Annotated in this window: 11 protein-coding genes and 1 pseudogene; 9 read left to right on the plus strand and 3 right to left on the minus strand. The window is 41.5% G+C overall.

What is annotated here, in order from left to right; translation table 11 throughout:
* Nucleotides 1-276 precede the first annotated feature (276 nt).
* Nucleotides 277-3150, plus strand: coding sequence for an FAD-binding and (Fe-S)-binding domain-containing protein (locus HCZ11_RS00680; RefSeq protein WP_167657331.1), 2874 nt, complete (start codon nt 277-279; stop codon nt 3148-3150).
* A gap of 47 nt (nt 3151-3197) precedes the next feature.
* Here HCZ11_RS00680 and HCZ11_RS00685 read toward each other — a convergent pair whose 3' ends face one another.
* Nucleotides 3198-4385 carry an acyltransferase family protein gene (locus HCZ11_RS00685; protein ID WP_167657332.1) on the minus strand — a complete coding sequence of 396 codons (1188 nt, stop codon included), beginning with the start codon at nt 4383-4385 and terminating at the stop codon, nt 3198-3200.
* Between the two features lie 373 nt (nt 4386-4758).
* Between HCZ11_RS00685 and HCZ11_RS00690 the strand changes: the two genes are divergently transcribed.
* Complete coding sequence (locus HCZ11_RS00690; protein WP_250662080.1) at nt 4759-6372, plus strand: sensor domain-containing diguanylate cyclase; 1614 nt, start codon at nt 4759-4761, stop codon at nt 6370-6372.
* A 52-nt stretch (nt 6373-6424) separates the two neighbouring features.
* A complete protein-coding gene (locus tag HCZ11_RS00695; RefSeq protein ID WP_130052992.1) occupies nt 6425-7126 on the plus strand; it encodes a M15 family metallopeptidase in 702 nt (233 codons plus the stop codon).
* Between the two features lie 193 nt (nt 7127-7319).
* On the opposite strand, the gene HCZ11_RS00700 is transcribed toward HCZ11_RS00695, so the two are convergent.
* On the minus strand, nt 7320-7814 hold the full coding sequence (locus HCZ11_RS00700) for a hypothetical protein (protein WP_167657334.1): 495 nt from the start codon (nt 7812-7814) through the stop codon (nt 7320-7322).
* Between the two features lie 127 nt (nt 7815-7941).
* On the opposite strand from HCZ11_RS00700, the gene HCZ11_RS00705 reads away from it, so the two are divergent.
* Nucleotides 7942-11952, plus strand: a complete 4011-nt coding sequence (locus tag HCZ11_RS00705) for a rhombosortase-dependent M36 family metallopeptidase (RefSeq protein WP_130052990.1) — start codon at nt 7942-7944, stop codon at nt 11950-11952.
* 296 nt (nt 11953-12248) lie between these two features.
* Here HCZ11_RS00705 and HCZ11_RS00710 read toward each other — a convergent pair whose 3' ends face one another.
* Nucleotides 12249-14414, minus strand: coding sequence for a M3 family metallopeptidase (locus HCZ11_RS00710; RefSeq protein WP_130052989.1), 2166 nt, complete (start codon nt 14412-14414; stop codon nt 12249-12251).
* A gap of 418 nt (nt 14415-14832) precedes the next feature.
* Between HCZ11_RS00710 and HCZ11_RS00715 the strand changes: the two genes are divergently transcribed.
* The 5 genes and pseudogenes from HCZ11_RS00715 to HCZ11_RS00735 all read left to right on the plus strand — a co-directional run.
* Nucleotides 14833-16164, plus strand: a complete 1332-nt coding sequence (locus HCZ11_RS00715; RefSeq protein WP_167657335.1) for a dihydroorotase — start codon at nt 14833-14835, stop codon at nt 16162-16164.
* A gap of 11 nt (nt 16165-16175) precedes the next feature.
* Nucleotides 16176-17060 (plus strand): GTP cyclohydrolase FolE2, encoded by an 885-nt coding sequence (gene folE2, locus HCZ11_RS00720; RefSeq protein WP_130052987.1) that lies wholly within the window; start codon nt 16176-16178, stop codon nt 17058-17060.
* A 121-nt stretch (nt 17061-17181) separates the two neighbouring features.
* On the plus strand, nt 17182-19341 hold the full coding sequence (locus HCZ11_RS00725; protein WP_167657336.1) for a S46 family peptidase: 2160 nt from the start codon (nt 17182-17184) through the stop codon (nt 19339-19341).
* A gap of 186 nt (nt 19342-19527) precedes the next feature.
* Nucleotides 19528-20169 (plus strand): thermostable hemolysin, encoded by a 642-nt coding sequence (locus HCZ11_RS00730; RefSeq protein ID WP_130052985.1) that lies wholly within the window; start codon nt 19528-19530, stop codon nt 20167-20169.
* Nucleotides 20170-20210: 41 nt separating this feature from the next.
* Nucleotides 20211-21161 (plus strand): annotated as a pseudogene (locus HCZ11_RS00735) (AMP-binding protein); the annotation flags it as partial.
* Between the last annotated feature and the right edge of the window lie 183 nt (nt 21162-21344).

Genomic DNA, 21344 nt, shown 5'->3' on the forward strand with positions numbered 1-21344 from the left:
TTATTTAGTTTTTAGAATAAATTATTCTTGATGTTAATGGGTTTTTAAATATAAATACAGTCTTTTTTTGCTACCCTAGCGGTTTTTCTGCATGACTGCAAAAAGCTAAGTTAGATCACCAAATAGGGCTGATATGCTTAAATAACCAAACCTTTATGCTGGTGAAAATGCTTGAAGATGATAATTTATCAATTTAATGGGTCGCTTTTTAGTACAATTTAAAGTAATAATATATTCCATAATCATCAGCGTAACTATGACAAGCCTGGGGGCGAGATGGCTTTAACAAGATTGCACGCATTCAAACAGCAAATTGCACCTTTTTTACCAGAGTCTGCATTAATAGAAGATTACTCGCGCCGTTATGCGTATGGAACAGATGCAAGCTTTTATCGATTAATTCCTGAGTTAATTGTATTAGTTAGCAATCAAAATCAAGCACGACAAGTGATCATTGCTGCCAACGAGCAACAAATACCTATCACATTTCGAGCTGCAGGGACGAGTTTATCTGGGCAAGCAATTACAGATTCGGTATTGGTTTTATTGTGCGATAGTTGGAGCAAGTTTGAGATTATTGATGATGCCGATGCAATACGCTTACAACCGGCGATCATCGGCGCTAGAGTGAATCAAGTATTAGCCCCGTTTGGTAAAAAAATTGGCCCTGATCCCGCTTCAATTAATAGTTGCAAAATAGCGGGGATGGCGGCAAATAATTCATCGGGTATGTGTTGTGGGGTGGCGCAAAACAGCTACCATACAGTAAAAGATATGACCCTAATTTTTGCCGATGGCACTGTGCTTAATACGGCTGATAACCAAAGCTGTAACGCCTTTTTGCAAAGCCATAGTAGCTGGGTTGATGAGCTAATGAACCTTGTTGATAGCGTAAAGCAGAACCCAGATTTGAGTGAACGCATCGCCCATAAATATCGTTTAAAAAATACCACAGGTTATGGCTTAAATGCGTTACTGGATTTTTCTGATCCAATCGAAATCATTAAACATTTAATTATTGGCTCTGAGGGTACGTTAGCTTTTATCGCAGATATTACCTACCACACAGTGGTCGAGCATAAGTATAAACACACAGGTTTTTTTATCTTTGACGATATCAGTAAGGTTTGTGAGCTGGTACAAAGACTGAGTGAACTTGATGTTGCTGCGGTTGAGCTACTTGATAAACGTGCCCTGATGTCGGTGTCTGAACATGCCATAATGCCAAAAGAAGTGACCAACTATCCAGAGCAATCAGCGGCACTTTTAATTGAGTTAAGAGCTGAAAATGCAGAGGCTCTTGATGCACTTACTAAGATCACCGAGCAACTTCTTGCTCAGTTTAAGCAAAGCCAGCTGGCAGCGATTGAGTTTTCTGCTGACAGTGCCCGTAATGCAGCACTTTGGAATATCCGCAAAGGAACGTTTCCTGCGGTTGGCGCGGTGCGTGAAACTGGCACTACAGTGATTATTGAAGATGTCGCCTTTGCTCTTGATAAATTAGCTGAGGGCGTAAATGCGCTGCATCAGTTATTTATTAAATATGGCTATGACGAAGCCATTATTTTTGGTCATGCACTGGCCGGAAACCTGCATTTTGTATTTACTCAAGCCTTCGACACACACGAGCAAGTAAGCCGTTACGAGCAATTTATGGCTGATGTGGCGAACTTAGTGGCAGTTGAACTAAAAGGGTCATTAAAAGCAGAGCATGGCACAGGTCGTAACATGGCTCCGTTTGTTGCCACCGAATGGGGAGATGATGGCTTCTCGGTGATGGTTGCGCTTAAAGCATTATTCGATAAGCAGAATATTCTTAACCCTGGGGTTATTATTAATCACGACAAAAATGCTCACACTCAGCATTTAAAAGTCATGCCAAAAAGTGATGATATTATTGACACCTGTATTGAGTGTGGCTTTTGCGAAGTGGTTTGCCCATCAAAAGGGCTTACCTTAACACCTAGGCAGCGTATTACTTTATGGCGGCACCGCACCGAATTACACAATCAATTGCTAACAACCGATGATTTAGCGAGTAAGCAGAAGTTAAATCAAAAGCTCAGTGTTATCGAGGCCGACTTTAAATACCTTGGTATTGATTCGTGCGCAGCAACCGGTCTTTGCGGACTTAAATGCCCAGTGGGGATAAACACTGGTGAATTTATAAAATCACTTAGGGCTGAGCAAGTTTCCTCAAGCAAGGTAGCGCGGTCATTATCACGCTTTGCCAGCAAGCATTTTGCGGTTGTCGCCTCTGGTGCTCGGTTTGGCTTATCCGTCATGCAGGTGCTAGAAAAAGCAATTGGCAGCAGTAACTTAAGAAACCTGAGTAAACCTGCTAATAAGTTGCTTGGTACACCGCTATATTATTCGGCATGGCCAAGGGCCGAGCAGCCAATTAATAGAAAACGTCAACAACCCCAACAAGCGAAAAAGTTAGTTTATATACCAAGCTGCGCAAGCCGGGTTTTTGCGGCCGATAAACTTGCCGATGATAAGCGTCCACTGCTTGATGTAATCTTTTCATTAGCTGCAAAAGCAGGCTATGAAGTGGTGATACCTAAACAAGCTGATTCACTATGCTGCGGTATGCCATTTGCTAGTAAAGGTTTTAATCAAGAGTCTAAAAATAAAAGTGAGCAATTACTTACTAAGCTCGAGGCGCTTTCAAATAATGGCCTGTATCCAATCGTTTTTGATGCCAGCCCCTGTGCGCTCACCACCCTTAATGCTGCGCAAAATACTGCACTCAAAATTTACGAAAGTGCCGACTTTGCAGCTCAATATTTACTGCCTAATTTGCAAGTAACGGCCGTGAATGAGCCTGTGATGCTCCATGTTACCTGTAGCTCAAAGCGATTAGGTAAAGAGCAAAGCCTAGTATCACTTGCCAAGGCATGTAGTAATGAGGTGATTATTCCAGCCGATATTGAGTGTTGTGGTTTTGCTGGTGATAAGGGTTTTAACTTGCCAGAACTAAATAGCAACGCGCTAAAAACCCTTAAACAACAAGTGCCAAAAAATTGTAGTCGCGGCGTATCTAATAGCCGTAGCTGTGAAATTGGTTTAACTGAGCACAGTGGCATTAGTTATCAGTCAATTTTGTATCTACTCGATAAGCAAAGCCATGCAATACCACAGGCATAATTGCTGAACAGATGAGCCAGTTGCTGACTGGCTCATTTTTTCAAAGACTAAACCTTCCAAAAAATGCCTTTGCGGTAGCAGCTGAACATCACAATATAAGACACTGCTAAAAACAACAGCGAAAATATAAAAGATGCCAAATAATCATCACTGATCGCTAATTGTATAAGACCATAAACATTGCCTTTTAAACTGCTATCGCCTAACGAAACCATAATTAATAGGCGTGCGAACACGCCTGCAAATATAAAAAATAATATCGCATTAGCACCAAAAACAATAAATGGAGCACTCCAGCTGCGCAGCTTATAAATATCTAAAATAGTACTGCATAAAGCATAAAAAATCGCAGCAAGCCCTGAGCTGAGTAACACATAGCTAGGAGTCCATAATGCTTTATTGATAGGCGTTATTGGCGAAATAGCATAGCCGGCAATAACGCTTAATATGCCTGCTAAGATTAGTGTACGTGCTTGCTTTTTAAGGTCGAGTTGTTTGGTTAAGTAAACTGCAGTCAAAATGCCGCTGAGCGCACTCGCAATCGCAGGAAGAGTTGAGAACAGCCCTTCAGGATCAAATGGCAGTGGCTTAGCATTGGCATAATACAGGTGATGACTACCAAGTACGGTGTTGTCTATGAAAGCACTTAAGTTATTGCCATGTACCCATAAGCCACTCACTACCTCGCCGTTTGGCAAGGTATACGGGATATAAAGCATGGCGGCGCCATAAAATAATAAAAGAGCGATGCAAGTAATGGCTATTTTTTTCGGCGATAAATAGAGGTAACAACACAGGGCTGCTAAATACACCAAACCGATGCGTTGTAGCACACCCAAAACTCGCAGTTGCAATAATTTGTCATCAACCCAGCTAAAAGAAGGGTCTTGAAAATTGTAATAAAACAAGGCTAAAAACCAACCCAGCACAATAAGTTTAATGGTGCGAATAACACCTGCTTTTAATATTTGTTGATCACTTACCCCTTTACCACGCAGGTTATTTACAGATAGCGTAATAGACATGCCGACAATAAAAATAAAAAAGGGAAAAATTAAATCGGTAGGTGTCCAGCCATGCCAGTCTGCATGTTTCAACGGCCAATACATAGCGCTCCAGCTGCCCGGGTTGTTCACTAAGATCATGGCAGTAATAGTCAAGCCACGCATTACATCTAACGCCATAAGTCGATGTGAAGGGAGTTTATTGATGATTTCAGCACAGTGTTGACGCATAGGAAAACTTTATTGTTATTTTGTTTTTATAGTGTAATAAATTATTACGTCAAAGCAAGCTGCTTTTGAACAATATAAATCGCATGTATTAGCCATTCTTTTAACTGTCTTAAGTTTATAGTTTATTAAATTCAACATGTTAAATAACGAAGGTTGCTGGTAAGAGGCTTTGATGCCGTTCATGTTCAACGAGTGCTTGGTAGCTGAAGTTATTAAACAAAGTTACTTTAATTAATTAGAGTAATTGCACTCATTTATTTGCGCTAAATCAAATTATGACAAAAGTTTTATAGAGGTACACAAAACATCTTGCTAGTATAAAGGTATTAGATGTACCCGATATGGACTTTGGGCCCCATATGTGAGAAGTATCGTGCTTAAGAGTCTAAGTAAAGGTTTAAACCTACGTCGCTTAATTTTATTGTTAGCGTTTTCTGCAACGCTTATTACCTTTCTAAATAGTTATTACTCGAGCTACCAAGTTCAAAAGCAACAACTAATAGATAAAACCCTTAATAATCATAAGGCCTATGCCGCTAAGTTGGTGTCGGCGACCGATAACTTTTTACTGGCTGCTCAGCAACAACTTGCTTATGTCGGTAAAATTCTTGAGGATGATTTTAATAATCAAGGGTTAATTAATTCTGAGGTAGACAGGTTAAGACTACAAACCAATAGTTTTAATTCGACAATTATTGTTAATGCACAAGGCGATATTCTAGGTGTTTCGCCCAAGTCACTGAAACTACAAAACCGAAAAGTAGATAGTTTTGGTACTAAGGCAGCTTTGTCGTATCGGATTCCAATGATCAGTGAGCCGTATATTTCGATGGCAGGTAATTTACTGATCTTTATTTCGCAGCCATTATTTGACAAAAATAGCAATTTTATTGGTTATGTTGGCGGCACCCTTTACTTAAAGCGGACCAGTATTTTAAATGAATTGCTGCAAGTTCATTACTATCAAGACGGTTCCTATCTGTATGTGGTTGATGAAAATCATCGCTTACTTTATCACCCTGATAAAAGCCGAATTGGTGAGCAAGTATATGATAACCAAGTAATTGATGAGGTATTAAAAGGTAACTCAGGCACACAGATTGTTACCAACAGCAAAGGCGTTGGAATGCTTGCCGGTTACGCGCCAATGACAGTTGCCTCTTGGGGGGTAGTCACTCAGCGACCGCTTGAAAACACCCTTGCACCGCTTGATGACTTAATGTGGCAAGTGTTTGTAAAGACAGCCCCAATTGGTTTACTTACATTTGTGTTTATTTGGGTATTAGCACGTTTAATTTCACAGCCGTTAAGGCAATTAGCTGAGACTGCAAATACCTTAGATCGCCCTTCAACGTCACTAGAGTTGACACAAATCCGCTCATGGTATTTTGAAAGTAATGAGTTAAGAAAAGCCATGTTAAAAGGAGTGGGGCTACTACAAAGTAAAATCGGTTTATTGCGCCAAGAAGCGCAAACAGACCCATTAACTAGCCTGCACAATCGCCGTAGCCTTGATATACAAATTAATCATTTTATAGCTCAGCGTTGTCCTTTTGCTGTGTTGGCTATCGATATCGACCATTTTAAACGGGTGAACGATGAGTTTGGTCATGACATTGGTGATGTGGTACTACAGTCGTTAGCTAAAATTTTGTTAGATGTCACTCGTGATAGTGATGTGGTTGCCCGTACAGGCGGTGAAGAGTTCATTGTGATCATGCCAAGAGTCGAAGCAAAACGAGCGTATCAACTCGCTGAACGTTTGCGTATGCGGGTGTCCGAAAGCTACATTGACCCTGTTGGCTGCATTAATGTATCGATTGGTATTTCAGGCTGGCCAATCGAGCAATTAAACATTGATGAAGTATTTAAACTTGCCGACCAAGCTTTATACCAGGCTAAAAAGACGGGTCGCAACCGCTCAGTTGTAGATGCATTATATAGCCAAAATATTACTCCTGTTTCTGAGTCTTTAATCTTGGAATAAGTTATTTAATGTGCAATAGTGAGTGGTATTAAGTTATTTACGAGAAATTAAAATGGCATTCACTATGTTGGCACGTTTAACTATCCCCTCTTCTTTGCTAAGTATAGCGCTTATTAGCACAAGCACTGCTTATGCAAACCCAAGCGATGATAAGCGAAGTGAATTTGTGGATGTAGGTGCTTTACTTCCTAATGCCGTGTTAGATATTCGTTATTTTGGTCATCATAACTTTGTAGGCAAACCTGTTGATGGCTACAACGCGCCTAAATGCTTATTGCATAATAGCGCTGCTGCCGCTCTTAAAAATGTGCAAACAGCAGCTCAAACACAAGGCCTTAATTTAAAAATCTTTGATTGTTACCGCCCACAGCGCGCCGTTGACCACTTTGTGCGTTGGGTTAACGATTTAGAAGATACAGGTACTAAAGCTGAGTTTTATCCAAACTTAGGCAAAGATAAGCTGCTTGGTGATTACATCGCTGCTAAATCGGGCCATAGTCGTGGCTCAACGATTGATTTAACGTTAGTCGATACAAAAGGCAAAGAGCTTGATATGGGCTCACCGTTTGATATGTTCGATACCCTTTCTAACACCGACGATCCGCGTATTAATGCAGAGCAAAAAGCAAATAGGTATAAACTAAAAACCCTTATGACAGATGCCGGGTTCGCCCCATATTCAATGGAGTGGTGGCACTTCACTTATCAACCTCAAGCATACCCAGCCACCTATTTTGACTTTGTGGTGGAGTAGTAAGTTAGCGAGTTACGAGGGGAAAGAGTAAAGTTAGCGAGTTTCGAGGTAGCAGCGATTTTACATCGCGTCCTAGAGCCTAGGGCCTAGAACCTAGCGCATGATGGCGCGGGATGAACCCGCTGCTACAAGTAGGCGTGAAACTTGTTTCGCGCGTCTGACGGCTGATAGCAGAAGGCTGAGAGCTCCTGTCCTACATCACTTCTTTAATCGGTGAATAATCAATTTTAATTTCAACAACATCTACGTTGGCATTTTGTTTAAAAGCGTTTTGTACTTTTAATAAATCAGTGTTTTTATCTGCAATGTATCGATAATTTTTGTTGGTCATTTTTTTCAGTGTGTATTGGCTGCTAAGCTCTATTGGTAAACTGTTTTCTTTTAGAGTTAAATAAATTGCCCCAGTAGCGATGCCGCGCTCTTGCATTGCATGATTAAAGACTTCTGTGCCTTTGACTAAATTAGGCGCATCAAAGGTAATTTTTTCGCCATTATTACTAAAAGCGTTAGTAGTTTTTTGTTTGTTGATTTCGACTGCTTTTTTAACATCTTTAACTAAAACTTGTTCTTTTTGTGAACTGGTCGTTGGCTGTTGTGCTGTATTTTGCTCGCTTATTTCATTTTTTTGACAGCCTGATACTAGTACTAATGCTAGTGTAAGTGCTTGTATCTTAATTGTTTGATTCATTATGTTCCTGCTTGTTTGTTACTTTTTTTTACAATTAATTCTGTTTTTTAATTGCCATATTGGGTACATTGGCCTCGGTTATGATTGTTAACCGAAAATAAAAATATAACAATAGGGAACGTAAGGAATGTCTCAATTTAAAGTAACAGCTGTTGCTACCATGGTAACGGCTATCTTGGCATCATCTCAATTACAGGCAAGTGAACAAACTCGCTTCTATAATGCCTCAAGTGTTAGCTCGCAAGTACAATTTAATCCTCAAGTATCTCAGCAACGTGCATTAGCTGAGCGTCGCACAGTATCGGGTCATAAATCTATTTTCGATGCGCAATTAGGTAAAGCCACGTTCCTATGGAATGCAGTAGGTCAAGCTAAGCCAGATATGGCTATGGTGCTTCCTGAGCAACGCAATGCTTATGCCGCAGATTTTTATTTAAATGCCTTAACTGGCGTTAGCACAGCTAAAAAAGGTGTATCAAGCGCTGTATTAACAGATTTATCTGAACAAAAGCTTGGTTCAATCACTGCTAAATACAAGCAAAAAGTACATGACATTGAAGTATTCAACCGTGAATACAACCTGATCATGGACAAAGAGTACAACCTAGTTGCAGGTTCTGGTTACTTCGCTAATACAAGCTCAAACGCAACACAATCATTTGCACCTTTAGCTGACTTTGTAGGCGCTGAGCAAAGTATCAAGCGTGCTATTAAAGAGCTTGCAGATATCAATGTATCGCTAACTAAGTCAACTGAGCAAGGCGACTATGTTAAATACAATGTGTCTAACCAAAATGGTGACAAAGTTGTATTAGGTCAGCCACGTGCTAAGAAAGTATTCTTTGAAGTAGCGGGTGAGTTGCAATCTGCATACTATGTTGAAGTAGAAGTAGCTGACAAAAATAGCCTAGAAAGCGATTACTTCAGTTATGTTATTGGCGCGCAAAACAACAAAGTTTACTTCAAGAAAGACTTAAAAGCTCACGCGGCAGATTTTAACTACCGTGTTTGGGCTGATGAAGATGGTTACCCGTGGGAAGGTCCACACGGTGACGTAATCCCAGCTGATGGCCCTGATCAAGTTGATGAAACAGAAATCCTTGATGCACCACTTGTAAGCTTATCTTATTACAAAAAATTAAGCACGATGGATCCGTGGCTTGCTGATGATGCTACAACAACATCAGGTAACAACGTATTTGCTTATGCTGATGTTATCGCACCTCAAGGTTACACAGAAGGTGACTTCACTGCAGAAACAACATCAGATTACACATTCGATTACCCTTACCGAGTTGATCAAGTAGCAAACAGCTACGACAACCGTAAAGCGGCGATCGTTAACTTGTTCTACATGAACAACTTCTTACACGATTTTTTCTATGATCATGGTTTTGACGAAACATCAAATGTTGCGCAAGTATCTAACTACGGTCGTGGTGGTGTTGAAGGCGATCCAATCGAAGCGCAAGCACAAGATAATAGCGGTTTAAACAACGCGAACATGTCTACGCCTGCTGACGGTGCAAGCCCACGCATGCAAATGTATCTATACAACTCAAAAGACGCAAAAGTAGGCGTTGACTACGGTGTGGTTGTAACATCTGATGCAACGATTGGTCTTCTAGAATCTTCTAAAGTATCTGGCTTTGGTCAAATGCAATTTGCTGATATCGCAGGGGAAGTTGTTCGTCTAGTTGACGGTAATAACGTAGATTCTGGTAGCGTAAACGATGGTTGTGAACCTGCAACAAATGCAGCAGAACTCGCTGGCAAAATTGCGCTTGTAGATCGTGGTTCTTGTAACTTCACAGCAAAAGTACTACACGCACAAGAAGCCGGTGCAATTGGTGCAATCGTTGTAAACAACAACCCAGATACGGATGAGCCAGCGCCAATGGGCGGTGAAGACGATGCAGTTATCATTCCTAACATGGGTCTGAACTATGCTGACGGTCATGCGCTTTACGATGGTATCGCTGCAGGCGAAACTGTCACTGTTAACATGTTCAATAAAGCAACGTTAAAAGACGGTACTTTAGATAACGGTATTATTGCTCACGAATGGGGTCACTATATCAGTAACCGCTTAGTGGGTAACTCATCAGGCCTTATCAACTTCCAGGGCCGCGCGATGGGTGAAGGTTGGGGTGATTTCCACTCTCTAATGTTCATTGCTAAAGCAGGTGACATTAACATCCCTGGTAACGACAAGTTCCAAAAAGCATACGGTAGCGGTACTTTCGTAGAAGACTTCTACTACGGTATTCGTCGTGTTCCATATTCTACCAATATGGAAGTAAACCCATTGTCTTTCCGTCACATTACTGAAAATGCTGGTGATGATGTAGGTATTTCACCAACAAGTGTTGCTTCACCACACGCAGCAGGTGAAATTTGGGCAACTATGCTTTGGGAAAGCTATGTAGCGCTTATCAACGAGCACGGCTTTGAAGATGCTCAAAACCGTATGGCTAACTACTTAGTTGCTGGTTACAAGCTGACTCCTGTTGCACCGTTATACACAGAAGCACGTGATGCTATCTTAGCTGCAGCGTATGCTGTAGACCCAGAAGATTACAAACTAATCTTAGGTGCATTTGCTAAGCGTGGTATGGGCTTAGGAGCTAAAGCACCAGAGCGTTTCAGTGAAGATTTAACAGGTGTTGTTGAATCAGACAAAATGAAACTTGCTAGCTTCACATTTAAAGATGTGGCAATGAATGCAAACTACAACGGTGCTGAGTTAGGTTATTGTTCAAACGATAACGTGCTAGATAAAGGTGAAACAGGTACATTAACTGTTAGCATCATGAACACAGGTAGTGAAGTACTGACTGGCACACAAGCTCAGTTAACGGTTGTAAGTGGCCACGATGTAACTTTCGAAAATGATGGTTTAATCACATTCGACGATACAAACCCATATGCTTCACAAACAAGCGCGCCGATTACTTTCACGTTAAATGATGCTGACACTGCGGATACACTTAAAATCGAAGTGTCATTCCCTGAGCTTTCTGCTGATGACGAAATTGTTGAAGCAGCAAGCGATACAGTATCTTACCTTGTGAATATGGACTTTGAAGATAAAGCACCAGTTAGCTCACAAACGGCAGACGATATGGAAGTAGCAGGTGCATCATTACGTGATTGGAAAGAAAACGTAATGACAGGTGATGACTTAGCTGTTGGCACGCAAAGCATGGCAACCGGCGGTAATGTTAACTTCTTCAACAGCTTTGGCTTCGGTCTTGGCGAGCAAACAATGTACCTAAACAACAATGACTTCCAGTCTGATGTTGCGGTTGAATCAAGAGAGTTTGATATCGGTTTTGCTGGTGACTTTGAAGTTTCATTCTGGCACTTCTACCTAATCGAAAACGAATGGGATGGTGGTGTTGTAGAAATCAGCGTAAACGGCGGTAACTGGGTAGATGTTACTGAGATGGGCGGTACTTTTGATGTAGGTTACGATGGCCCACTAATCGAAAACGACGCGCAAGCACTACAAGATCGCGATACCTTCACAGGTAACAATGTTGATGGTAACGGTGTTTATGGTAACTACGAAACAATTCGTTTCGGTACTGAACTAAACGGTAACCGTGCAAAATTACGTTTCCGTATGTCATCAGACAGCGCAGTACGTGAGTTCGGCTGGTGGATTGATAACGTTACGGTAAGCAACGTGACTTCACCAATCTTCTCAAACGTGATTGCTGGTGATGCATTAGCATGTGATAACGCATTACCATTACTTTCTGTATCGGGTGATGAGTCAGTTTCTGAGTCTGCTTCAGGCACATTAACTGCAACAGCTACAGACCGTAATGATGACGCACTAAGCTACACATGGACGCAACTAAGCGGTACAACTGCTACATTAACTGGTGCTGATACAGCTACTTTAGGCTTCACGCCAGGCGCTATCTCAAGCGATGACGAGTTGGTATTTGAAGTAACAGTTAATGATGGTACAGACTCTGTATCAGAGCAATTCACTGTTGCTGTAACTAACGAAGCTGAGCCAGTAGAAGAGAAGAAAGTGACTAAATCTAGCAATGGTAGCTTTGGTTTCTTAACACTACTACTTGCACCATTAGCGCTTATCGGCCGTCGCCGTAAACGTAAATAATAACGTTAAATAGTGATAACAAAGCCCTTACAGCTTGCTGTAAGGGCTTTTTTGTTTTTAAGTTAGCGAGTTCCGAGGTACGAGGGGAAAGGTACGAGATACGACGTAGCAGCGATTTTACATCGCGTCTTAGAGCCTAGCGCCTTTTTGTAGGCGTGAAACTTGTTTCGCGCGTCTGACCGCTGATAGCTGAAGGCTGACCGCTCCTTTTGCTATCGTTGCGGGGTTATCAATACTCGATAACCCCACATTTCTGACTTACAGCTTAGAGCTTAGAGCTTAAAGCTCAAGGTAAGCTATTGAACCGTTGCTTTTAGGCCGCGGCGTTTTAATAACGCTGAAGTGTCTGGCTCTTGACCACGGAACGCTTTGAACGATTCCATCAGGTCACGTGAGTTACCGACTTCTAAAATTTCTTTACGGTATTTTTCACCCATTTCGCGAGTTAAACCACCTTGTTCTTGAACATAAGCAAAGGCGTCTGCCGCTAAGATTTCACTCCACATGTAAGCGTAGTAACCCGCTGAGTAACCGCCGCCCATTGAGTGCGAGAAGAAGGCTGACTTATAACGTGGTGGTACAAATGGTACATCAACACCATGTTTAGCAAGCGCTTGTTGCTCAAACTTTTCAATGTCTTGTAATGGTGCATCAGCAGAAAGTGAATGCCATTCCATATCAAGTAGTGCAGCTGCAACGTACTCTAGGGTATCAAAACCTTGGTTAAAGCTACGCGATTGAATTACTTTTTTCAGTAGCTCATCAGGAATTGGCTCGCCAGTTTTATGGTGTTTTGCATAGTTAGCGATAACTTCAGGGTACATTGCCCAATCTTCTTCAAATGTTGATGGGAACTCAACGAAGTCGCGTGATACTGAGGTGCCAGATAGAGTAGGGTACTTCACGTTTGAGAACATGCCGTGTAAGCCATGACCTAGCTCGTGGAAAATCGTTGTTGCTTCATCATAGCTGATAAGCGTAGGTTCGCCATTCGCGCCTTTTTGAATGTTCATAACGTTTACAACAACAGGCTTTTGTTCTTTAAGGCCAGATTGTTTAACGAATGAGCTCATCCATGCACCGCCACGCTTGCCTTCACGAGCGAAGTAGTCAGCAAAGAAAATGGCTAAGCTCTTACCATTTTCATCAAATAACTCATAGGCTTTTACATCTGGGTGATATACCGGAATATCGTTACGTGGTTTAAAGGTGATGCCGTATAAACGGTTCATGGTGAAGAATACGCCGTCTTCTAGAACGCGGTTGAACTCGAAGTATTCTTTCACTGCATTTTCGTCAAGGTTGTATTTATCTTTACGAACTTGCTCTGCGTAGAATAACCAATCCCATGGCTGTAATTTGAATTGCTCGCCTGATTCATCAATCTTAGCTTGAATTGCAGCGGCCTCAGCGTTTACGTTTTGCATTAATGCAGGGATCATGCTCGCAAACATATCAAATACAGCTTGTGGTTTTTTCGCCATTTGTGACTCTAAACCAAAATCAGCCCAGCTGTCGTAACCTAATAGTTTCGCTTTTTGAGCACGTAACTGAGCAAGCTGTGCCACGATCTCACGGTTACTATTTTCGCCCGATAATGCGCGCTCAGCCGATGCACGCCATACTTTTTCACGTAAATCACGGTTTTTCAGTGTTGCCAAAATTGGCTGACGCGTGGTGTTTGTGATTTTAATTAGGTATTGACCTGGGTGGCCTGCTTCTGCTGCGGCATTGGCGAGTTGTTCAATTTGACCTGCTGGTAAGCCTTCAAGCTCTGCTTTGTCATCCACTAAAACAACATTTGTTTTAGTCAGTGCTAATAAGTTTTGTGAGAACTGAGTTGTTAAGCTTGAGTGCTTCGTATTGATATCACGAATTTGTTGTTTTTGCTCTGCACTTAATTTTGCACCTGCACGCACAAAACGTTTGTAGTAAACGTCTAATAAACGTTTTTCTTCAGCAGTTAAGGCAAGGTTGTCAGCTTCGCTGTGAATAGCGGCTACTTTTTCAAAGAGTGCTTTATTTAAGAAAATATTGTCGCTATGAGCAGCTAGTTTTGGCGCTAATTCTTTTTGTAATTCACGACGAGCCGGGTTTGAGTCAGTACCTGCTAGGTTATAAAAAATACTGCGTGTGCGAGTCAGTAGCTCACCACTTTTCTCAAGAGCAACAATGGTGTTAGCGAAATCAGGCTTTGCTGGGTTATTGATGATAGCTTGTACTTCAGCCATTTGCTCAGCCATACCTTTATTAAAAGCAGGCATAAAGTGCTCATCTTTAATCGCACTGAAATCAGGCGTTTCGTATTGTAATACGCTTTTTACAAACAGTGGGTTAGCTTGCTCTGCGGCAGCAGCTGGTGCTGATTGTTCTGATTTAGGCGTTGATGTTGTCGTTTGTGGTTCTGAACAGGCTGTGAGTAACAGCGCTGAACTGATCGCGGTTGCGATTAGGTGTTTCATAGTATTTCTCTTGTCATTTTTAAAATTAAATTGTGTCGATATACCCTTGCACATACGCTTTATAAGCTCTTGATTTGAAAGCGGTTAAAACGAATTACAAAAATGCACTCATATGGGGTAGGTATCAGCATGTGATCAATGAGCCCAGCATACTGTGTCTTATTACAATTGACCTCATACGTTGCGATAAGGTGATTATTGGCTGCGATAAGCTGTTAAAATTCTCTAAGATCGGAAAGCGGCTTATTACTTAGCAGCTTAAATAGCCCGATAAAATGATCTTTTTGACTCATAACAGTTACCAAATAAAAACTTTATGGTATGTTATATTGTAACATATCAATCTGCAATCAATCTTGCCATGGAGTGCATTTTTTTACGATAAGTTGCAAATGTTGCTGAATAAGCAAGGAGCAGTATGGCTATCATAATCAAACATGCGAGCGTAGTTAATGAAGGACAGCGGAAAACAAACGATATAAAAATAGTAGATAAACGAATTGTTCTAATCGATTCTGATATCACTGCAAAGGCCAATGATCAGGTGATTGATGCAAGCGGCCTGTTGCTATTACCTGGCATGATTGACGATCAAGTTCACTTCAGAGAGCCAGGCCTGACGCATAAAGGCACTATTGCCAGAGAGTCCGCCGCCGCAGTTGCGGGTGGCATTACAAGTTTTATGGAAATGCCCAATGTTTCACCGTCGACCACCACGGCAAAAGCTCTTGCAGATAAATACGCGATAGCAGCTCAGACTAGCGCTGCGAATTATGCGTTTTACTTTGGTGCAACCCCTGACAATCTTGAAGAAATTAAAGCCCTTGATACAAAAAAAGTTTGCGGCGTGAAAGTATTTATGGGGGCATCAACAGGCGATTTACTCGTTGAGCATCCGCATGCACTAGAAGCCATTTTTCGTGAAAGCCCAGTACTTATTGCAACCCATTGCGAGCAAGGCGAGGTTATTCAGCAAAATCAGCGCCGTTTAGCAAAACGTTTTGGCGAACTACGTATCGAACATCATCCATTAATTCGTGATGAGTTAGCCTGTTATGCATCATCATCGTATGCGGTATCACTGGCAAAACGTTATGGTTCACAGCTACATGTTTTACACTTAACAACGGCAAAAGAGCTCGAACTATTTAGTAATGCCCCGATAGAGCAAAAGCACATAACCGCAGAAGCATGCGTGCATCATTTATGGTTTAACCAAGACGATTACGCACACTATGGCAATCAAATTAAATGTAACCCCGCCATAAAATCAGAGCAAGACCGCATAGCGCTGCTCGCAGCAGTGCGTGATGGTCGCATTGATATTATTGCCACCGACCATGCACCTCATACTTGGCAAGAAAAACAGCAACAATACAACGCTGCACCAGCAGGGCTTCCGCTCGTCGAGCATGCCTTATTAATGTTACTTGAACAGGTAAAACGCGGTACGTTGAGCCTTGAGCAAATCGTTGAAAAAACAGCGCATAACGTGGCAAAGCGATTTGCTATTGAAGGCCGTGGCTTTATACGAGAGGGTTATTTTGCTGATTTAGTACTGGTTGACCCAAATGCAGAAAAGCACGTTGAGCACACAAACACTCATTATTTATGCCAATGGACGCCATTCAATGGCACTACTTTTTCAAACCGAATTACACATACCTTTGTAAATGGGGAGTGTGTCTTTGATGGGCAGCACGTATACCCGCACAAACAGGCTGCTATGGCCTTAACATTTAATCGTTAAAAGAAGTTGATATGCAATTACCCGATATTACCTCGCACTCTAATGTAGATTTTCAGTCGCCTTTAAAATGGGTCGGTATGGAAAAAATAGCATTGCCTTTGAAGCTTGCACAAACTCATGTTGATGTGCACCTTAATGCCAAAGCCGATGTGTTCGTTAGCCTTGATAGCGATGCTAAAGGCATTCATATGTCGCGTCTTTATTTACTACTTAATCAGCTATTGGCTAAACAAAGCTTAACGACTCAGCGTGTTAACGAGTTTATGGAGGCCGTTTTAGCATCACAAAAAGGCTTAAGTAAAGGCGCAAAACTGGTGCTGCATTTTGATTTACCCGAGTTAAAACCAGCATTACTTAGCGACAACGCTGGTTATAATGCTTACCCTGTTATTTTAACGATTACTAAGCAGCAATCGCTGATTATTAACTTAAAAGTAGATATTACCTACAGCAGCACTTGCCCGTGCTCAGCGGCATTGTCGAGGCAGCTTTTGAGCGAGGCGGTTGATAAACAATTTAACGATGCAGCGATTGATAAAGCATCATTCCTTAACTGGCTTGCAAGTGAACAGGGCTCAATTGCAACCCCTCATAGCCAGCGCTCTTATGCGTATGTCGATGTCACTTTTAGTAGTGAAAAGCTACCTGATATTGGCGGCTTTATCACAGTATGTGAGCAAGCTATAGGCACCCCAGTACAAACCGCCGTGAAGCGTGAAGATGAACAAGCATTTGCTGCTCTTAACGCAAAAAATTTACTGTTTTGCGAAGATGCAGCAAGGCGATTAAAGCAGTGCTTCGAAACAATGGATGTAATTACTGATTATCAGTTTAAAGTTGAGCATCAAGAAAGCTTACATGGCCATAATGCAGTGGTTCATGAGTCTAAATATTAGGCTCATGAAACCTGAGTGGTTTACAAATTTTGACATTAGCGGTCGCAAATTATTGCTATTCACTAGCACCATGATAATTATATGAGCGCTAAAAATGATAAACATAACAAAAAGGATGACTATGCGTTTTAAATTTATTGCTGCTGCAGTAGGTCTTGCTGTAGCAAATGTTGCTGTTGCCGACGAAGGCATGTGGCAACCTCACCAGCTACCGGAACTTGAATCTATATTAAAAGCGAAAGGTTTGAGCATTGATGTACAATCAATTTCAAAACTGACTGAGTTTCCGATGAACGCGGTAATTAGCCTTGGTGGCTGTACCGCTTCGTTTGTTTCTCCAAAAGGTTTAGTGGTAACTAATCATCACTGTGCTTATGGTTCGATTCAATATAACTCAACTACCGACAATAATATTTTAGAAAATGGCTTTTTAGCTAAGTCAACAGGTGAAGAAGTACCTGCTGCGCCGGGGTCTCGTGTTTATGTGACAGAACAAGTAACCGAAGTCACTGATAAAGTTAACCAAGGTACTGACCAGCTAACAGGTAAAGCACGTTTTGATGCTATTGAAGCAAATGAAAAAGCACTTGTTAGTGAATGTGAGCAAGATCCAAGCTATCGCTGTAATGTGTACACTTTCCATGGTGGTCTTGAGTATTACCTCATCAAATCACTAGAAATTAAAGATGTACGTTTAGCGTATGCACCCGCTATGGGTGTGGGTAAATACGGCGGTGATATCGATAACTGGATGTGGCCGCGCCATACGGGTGATTTCTCGTTCTATCGCGCGTATGTTGGCAAAGATGGCAAGCCTGCTGAATATTCGGAAGACAACGTGCCGTACCAAAGTGATGCGTTTTTAAAAGTAAGTGCTAAAGGCGTACAAGAAGGCGATTTTGTGATGGTTACCGGTTATCCGGGTAGCACAAACCGTTACCGTATATCGCCTGAAGTTGACTACGTGTTTAATACAGCCTACCCATTAGCGCGTAAATATAATTCTAAATATGTTTCGTTAATTGAAGAAAATGCCCCAGAGGGTTCAGAGGCACGAATCGCTTACGAAAGCACGATTGCGGGTTACAACAATTACATTAAAAACTATGGCTCAATGATTGAGAGCTTTAACAAAGGTTCAATGTATAGCCGTAAGCAACAATTCGAAAAAGATCTCACAGCGTGGATCAATCAAGATAGTAAGCGCAAAGCTAAATACGGACATGTACTTGCTGATTTATCAGCGCTAGTTGCACAGTCGCAAGAGCATAACCAGCGCGACCGTATGTTAGGTTACGTACACCGCTCACAAATGATTTCAACTGCTCGACGTTTATATCGTTTAGCGTACGAAAAACAAAAGCCAGATGCTGAGCGCGAAAGCGGTTATCAAGAGCGTGATATGCCACGTATCGAGTCACGTTTAAAAAGCATGAGCCGTCGTTATGATGAAGCTGTTGATAAAGCAATATTGCTGTACTTTATTGAGCAGTATGCGGCATTACCAAAGGACCAACGTGTTGCAGAAGTTGATAAAGCGCTTGGTTTAACAAACGGTTTTGACAAGCAAAAACAACAAGCTTTACTTGATGAAATGTATGCTAAATCTGTTCTTGCTGATGAGAGTAAACGCTTATGGATGGCAGGCCTTGACCTTGCACAGTTAAAACAAAGTAGCGATCCTTTCATTCAGTACGCTCAGGCTATTTTTGCTGCCACTAAAGATATAGAAGATGCGAAAAAAGAGCTGGCCGGTAAACAGCAAGCCGCTCGCCCTGCATTAATGGAAGCAATTATCGCTTATAACAAGGCACTTAATAAACCTGTTTATGCTGATGCGAACAGCACCCTACGTGTAACTTACGGCACGGTAGGCGGCTATTCACCGCAAGATGGCATAGTGGCAACCCCCTTTACAACTCTAGAGGGACTGCTTGCTAAAAACACCGGTGTTGAACCATTCAACTCACCAGAAAAGCAAAATGAGTTAATTAAGCAAAAGCTTTATGGTGATTACACCGGCGGTATGAATACTGTTCCGGTTAACTTTTTATCAAATGTAGATACCACAGGTGGTAACTCAGGCTCACCAACGTTAAACGGTAATGCTGAACTGGTTGGTTTATTATTTGATGGTGTTTACGAAAGCATTATTGGTGATTGGGATTACGATGAAAACTTAAATCGCTCAATTCACGTTGATTCACGATACATGTTATGGGTGATGGATAAAGTTGATAATGCGCAAAATCTACTGAAAGAGATGACTATCGTTAAGTAATCTAAGTTTAACGTTAATTTAAGCATTAAAATGCCAGTCTAACAGACTGGCATTTTTGTTTTTAATAAAAATAAAATCATTAAATTTCATTAGTTTGAAAAATATTTATAAAAATTAATTTTTCTTAAGTTTTATTTAAGTTTCGCTCGATAAATTTTACACATAACCTAAGTGGAGCGAACAATTATGCTTTCAGTTCAACAATTACAACAAACTCAAGTTCAAGAGCCAGCCTTTGTTTGCACTCGTGAAGGAGGTCAATTCCGTGACCGCCTTGAGAGCAATATCAAGCAAGGCTTTGCTGCTGCGTATGACGCGAAAATTTCGCAATTCATGCCGCTACTTTGCGAGCTTAATGTTGATGATGAAGTATGTACTTTAGGTCTTCGCTCTGCATCACAGCCTTTGTTTATTGAACAATACCTCCCTGCGTCTATTGAGCACTTTGTCAGTGCCAAGCGTGAGCACATTTTTGAGCTAGGTAATTTATGCTCAACGCATCGAAAAGCCACCTTGGCACATTTTGTTTTAATGAACGAAGCACTTTATCAGGCAGGAGCAAAATATTTAGTGTTTTGCGCAACCCGTAAAGTGAGAGCGTTATTAAAAATGCTTGGTGTGAATTGCAAAGAAATCGGTGTTGCCAATGCACAAGCACTTCAAGATCCAGCCAGCTGGGGTAGCTATTACGACAATCAACCAACCATTTGTGTGGTTGACCTAAACGAAGCACATCAACGTGTATTAAACACCCCAGTTTTATTCAATATCAAACAGCAGTGTTTGCAGTCATCACTTGAGCTTGCTGTATTTTTGGAGGCGTTATGAGCTGGTTAACACAATTACCGCATAAGGATAGCGACACATTGATGGTTTGCCATCAAAGTGATGGTGTACGCTCACTAACTAAACAAGAGTTTACTGAGCAAGTAACTCGTTTACTGCCAACCTTAGCTGAATTTGATGCCCAAGGCATCGCTTATCAATTAGATAACACGCCAGCATGGTGTGTATTGGAAGCCGCGATTAGCGATCTTAAAAGAGTCGCGATTCCGCTACCAACGTTTTTTACTGCTCAGCAAATTGCATTTGGTTTGCAAAACAGTGGGGCAGGGCTATTTGTATGTGACCGCGCATACGAAGGTGAGCATGCTAAGTTAGTGGCGTTAGTTGACGTGTGTAAGCATTACCCTTTATGTGTTTATCAACTGAGTAATACACAGCCTGTGCCTTATTTTGCTAACACGCAAAAGATTACCTTTACATCGGGCTCAACGGGTACACCAAAAGGCGTGTGTTTATCTCTTGAAAGTCAAATGCAGGTAGCTACATCACTCTATCAAAGCATTGGTTTAGAAAAACCAAACCATTTGTGTTTATTGCCGTTACCGGTTTTGCTTGAGAACTTAGCAGGTGTTTATGCGCCGCTATTAGCTGGTGGTACGGTTAATTTGGTCCCTTTAGCTGAACTTGGTTTTTCTGGTGCGCAGTTACTTGAACCTCACAAATTGATTGCTGCAATTGAACGTACTGAGCCAAATACTCTTATTTTAGTGCCAGAACTTCTTACCTGTTTGGTGGCTTTTGCAAAGCAAGGCTGGCAAGCGCCTAAAAGCTTAAAGTTTATTGCTGTAGGTGGCGCGGTTGTAAGTCAGCAGCTTATTAAGCAAGCCCGTAAATGTGGCTTACCTGTGTATCAAGGTTATGGTTTGTCTGAGTCTTCATCCGTGGTGAGTTTAAACACTAGTAATGATGATGACATCGAAACTGCAGGCCGAGTACTTAAACATATTCAATATAAAATTGAAAATGGCCAACTTTATATCAAAGGTTCATTATTTTTAGGTTATTTAGGTCAAGCTGCACAAAATACCGACGATTGGTATGCCACTGGAGACTTAGTTACTGAGCAAGAAGGCCGTTTGGTTATCCAAGGCCGCTTGAAAAATCAGCTTATCACGAGCTTTGGACGCAATATCAGTGCTGAGTGGCCGGAGTCATTA

This window comes from Pseudoalteromonas sp. HF66, assembly GCF_011806445.1.
Taxonomy (GTDB): Bacteria; Pseudomonadota; Gammaproteobacteria; order Enterobacterales; family Alteromonadaceae; genus Pseudoalteromonas; species Pseudoalteromonas apostichopi.

Bases quoted from the DNA above. Each gene is read 5' to 3' on its own strand.
- HCZ11_RS00680 (WP_167657331.1), top strand. From the start codon at position 277: ATGGCTTTAACAAGATTGCACGCATTCAAACAGCAAATTGCACCTTTT.
- HCZ11_RS00685 (WP_167657332.1), bottom strand. From the start codon at position 4,385: ATGCGTCAACACTGTGCTGAAATCATCAATAAACTCCCTTCACATCGA.
- HCZ11_RS00695 (WP_130052992.1), top strand. From the start codon at position 6,425: ATGGCATTCACTATGTTGGCACGTTTAACTATCCCCTCTTCTTTGCTA.
- HCZ11_RS00700 (WP_167657334.1), bottom strand. From the start codon at position 7,814: ATGAATCAAACAATTAAGATACAAGCACTTACACTAGCATTAGTACTA.
- HCZ11_RS00705 (WP_130052990.1), top strand. From the start codon at position 7,942: ATGTCTCAATTTAAAGTAACAGCTGTTGCTACCATGGTAACGGCTATC.
- HCZ11_RS00710 (WP_130052989.1), bottom strand. From the start codon at position 14,414: ATGAAACACCTAATCGCAACCGCGATCAGTTCAGCGCTGTTACTCACA.
- HCZ11_RS00715 (WP_167657335.1), top strand. From the start codon at position 14,833: ATGGCTATCATAATCAAACATGCGAGCGTAGTTAATGAAGGACAGCGG.
- folE2 (WP_130052987.1), top strand. From the start codon at position 16,176: ATGCAATTACCCGATATTACCTCGCACTCTAATGTAGATTTTCAGTCG.
- HCZ11_RS00725 (WP_167657336.1), top strand. From the start codon at position 17,182: ATGCGTTTTAAATTTATTGCTGCTGCAGTAGGTCTTGCTGTAGCAAAT.
- HCZ11_RS00730 (WP_130052985.1), top strand. From the start codon at position 19,528: ATGCTTTCAGTTCAACAATTACAACAAACTCAAGTTCAAGAGCCAGCC.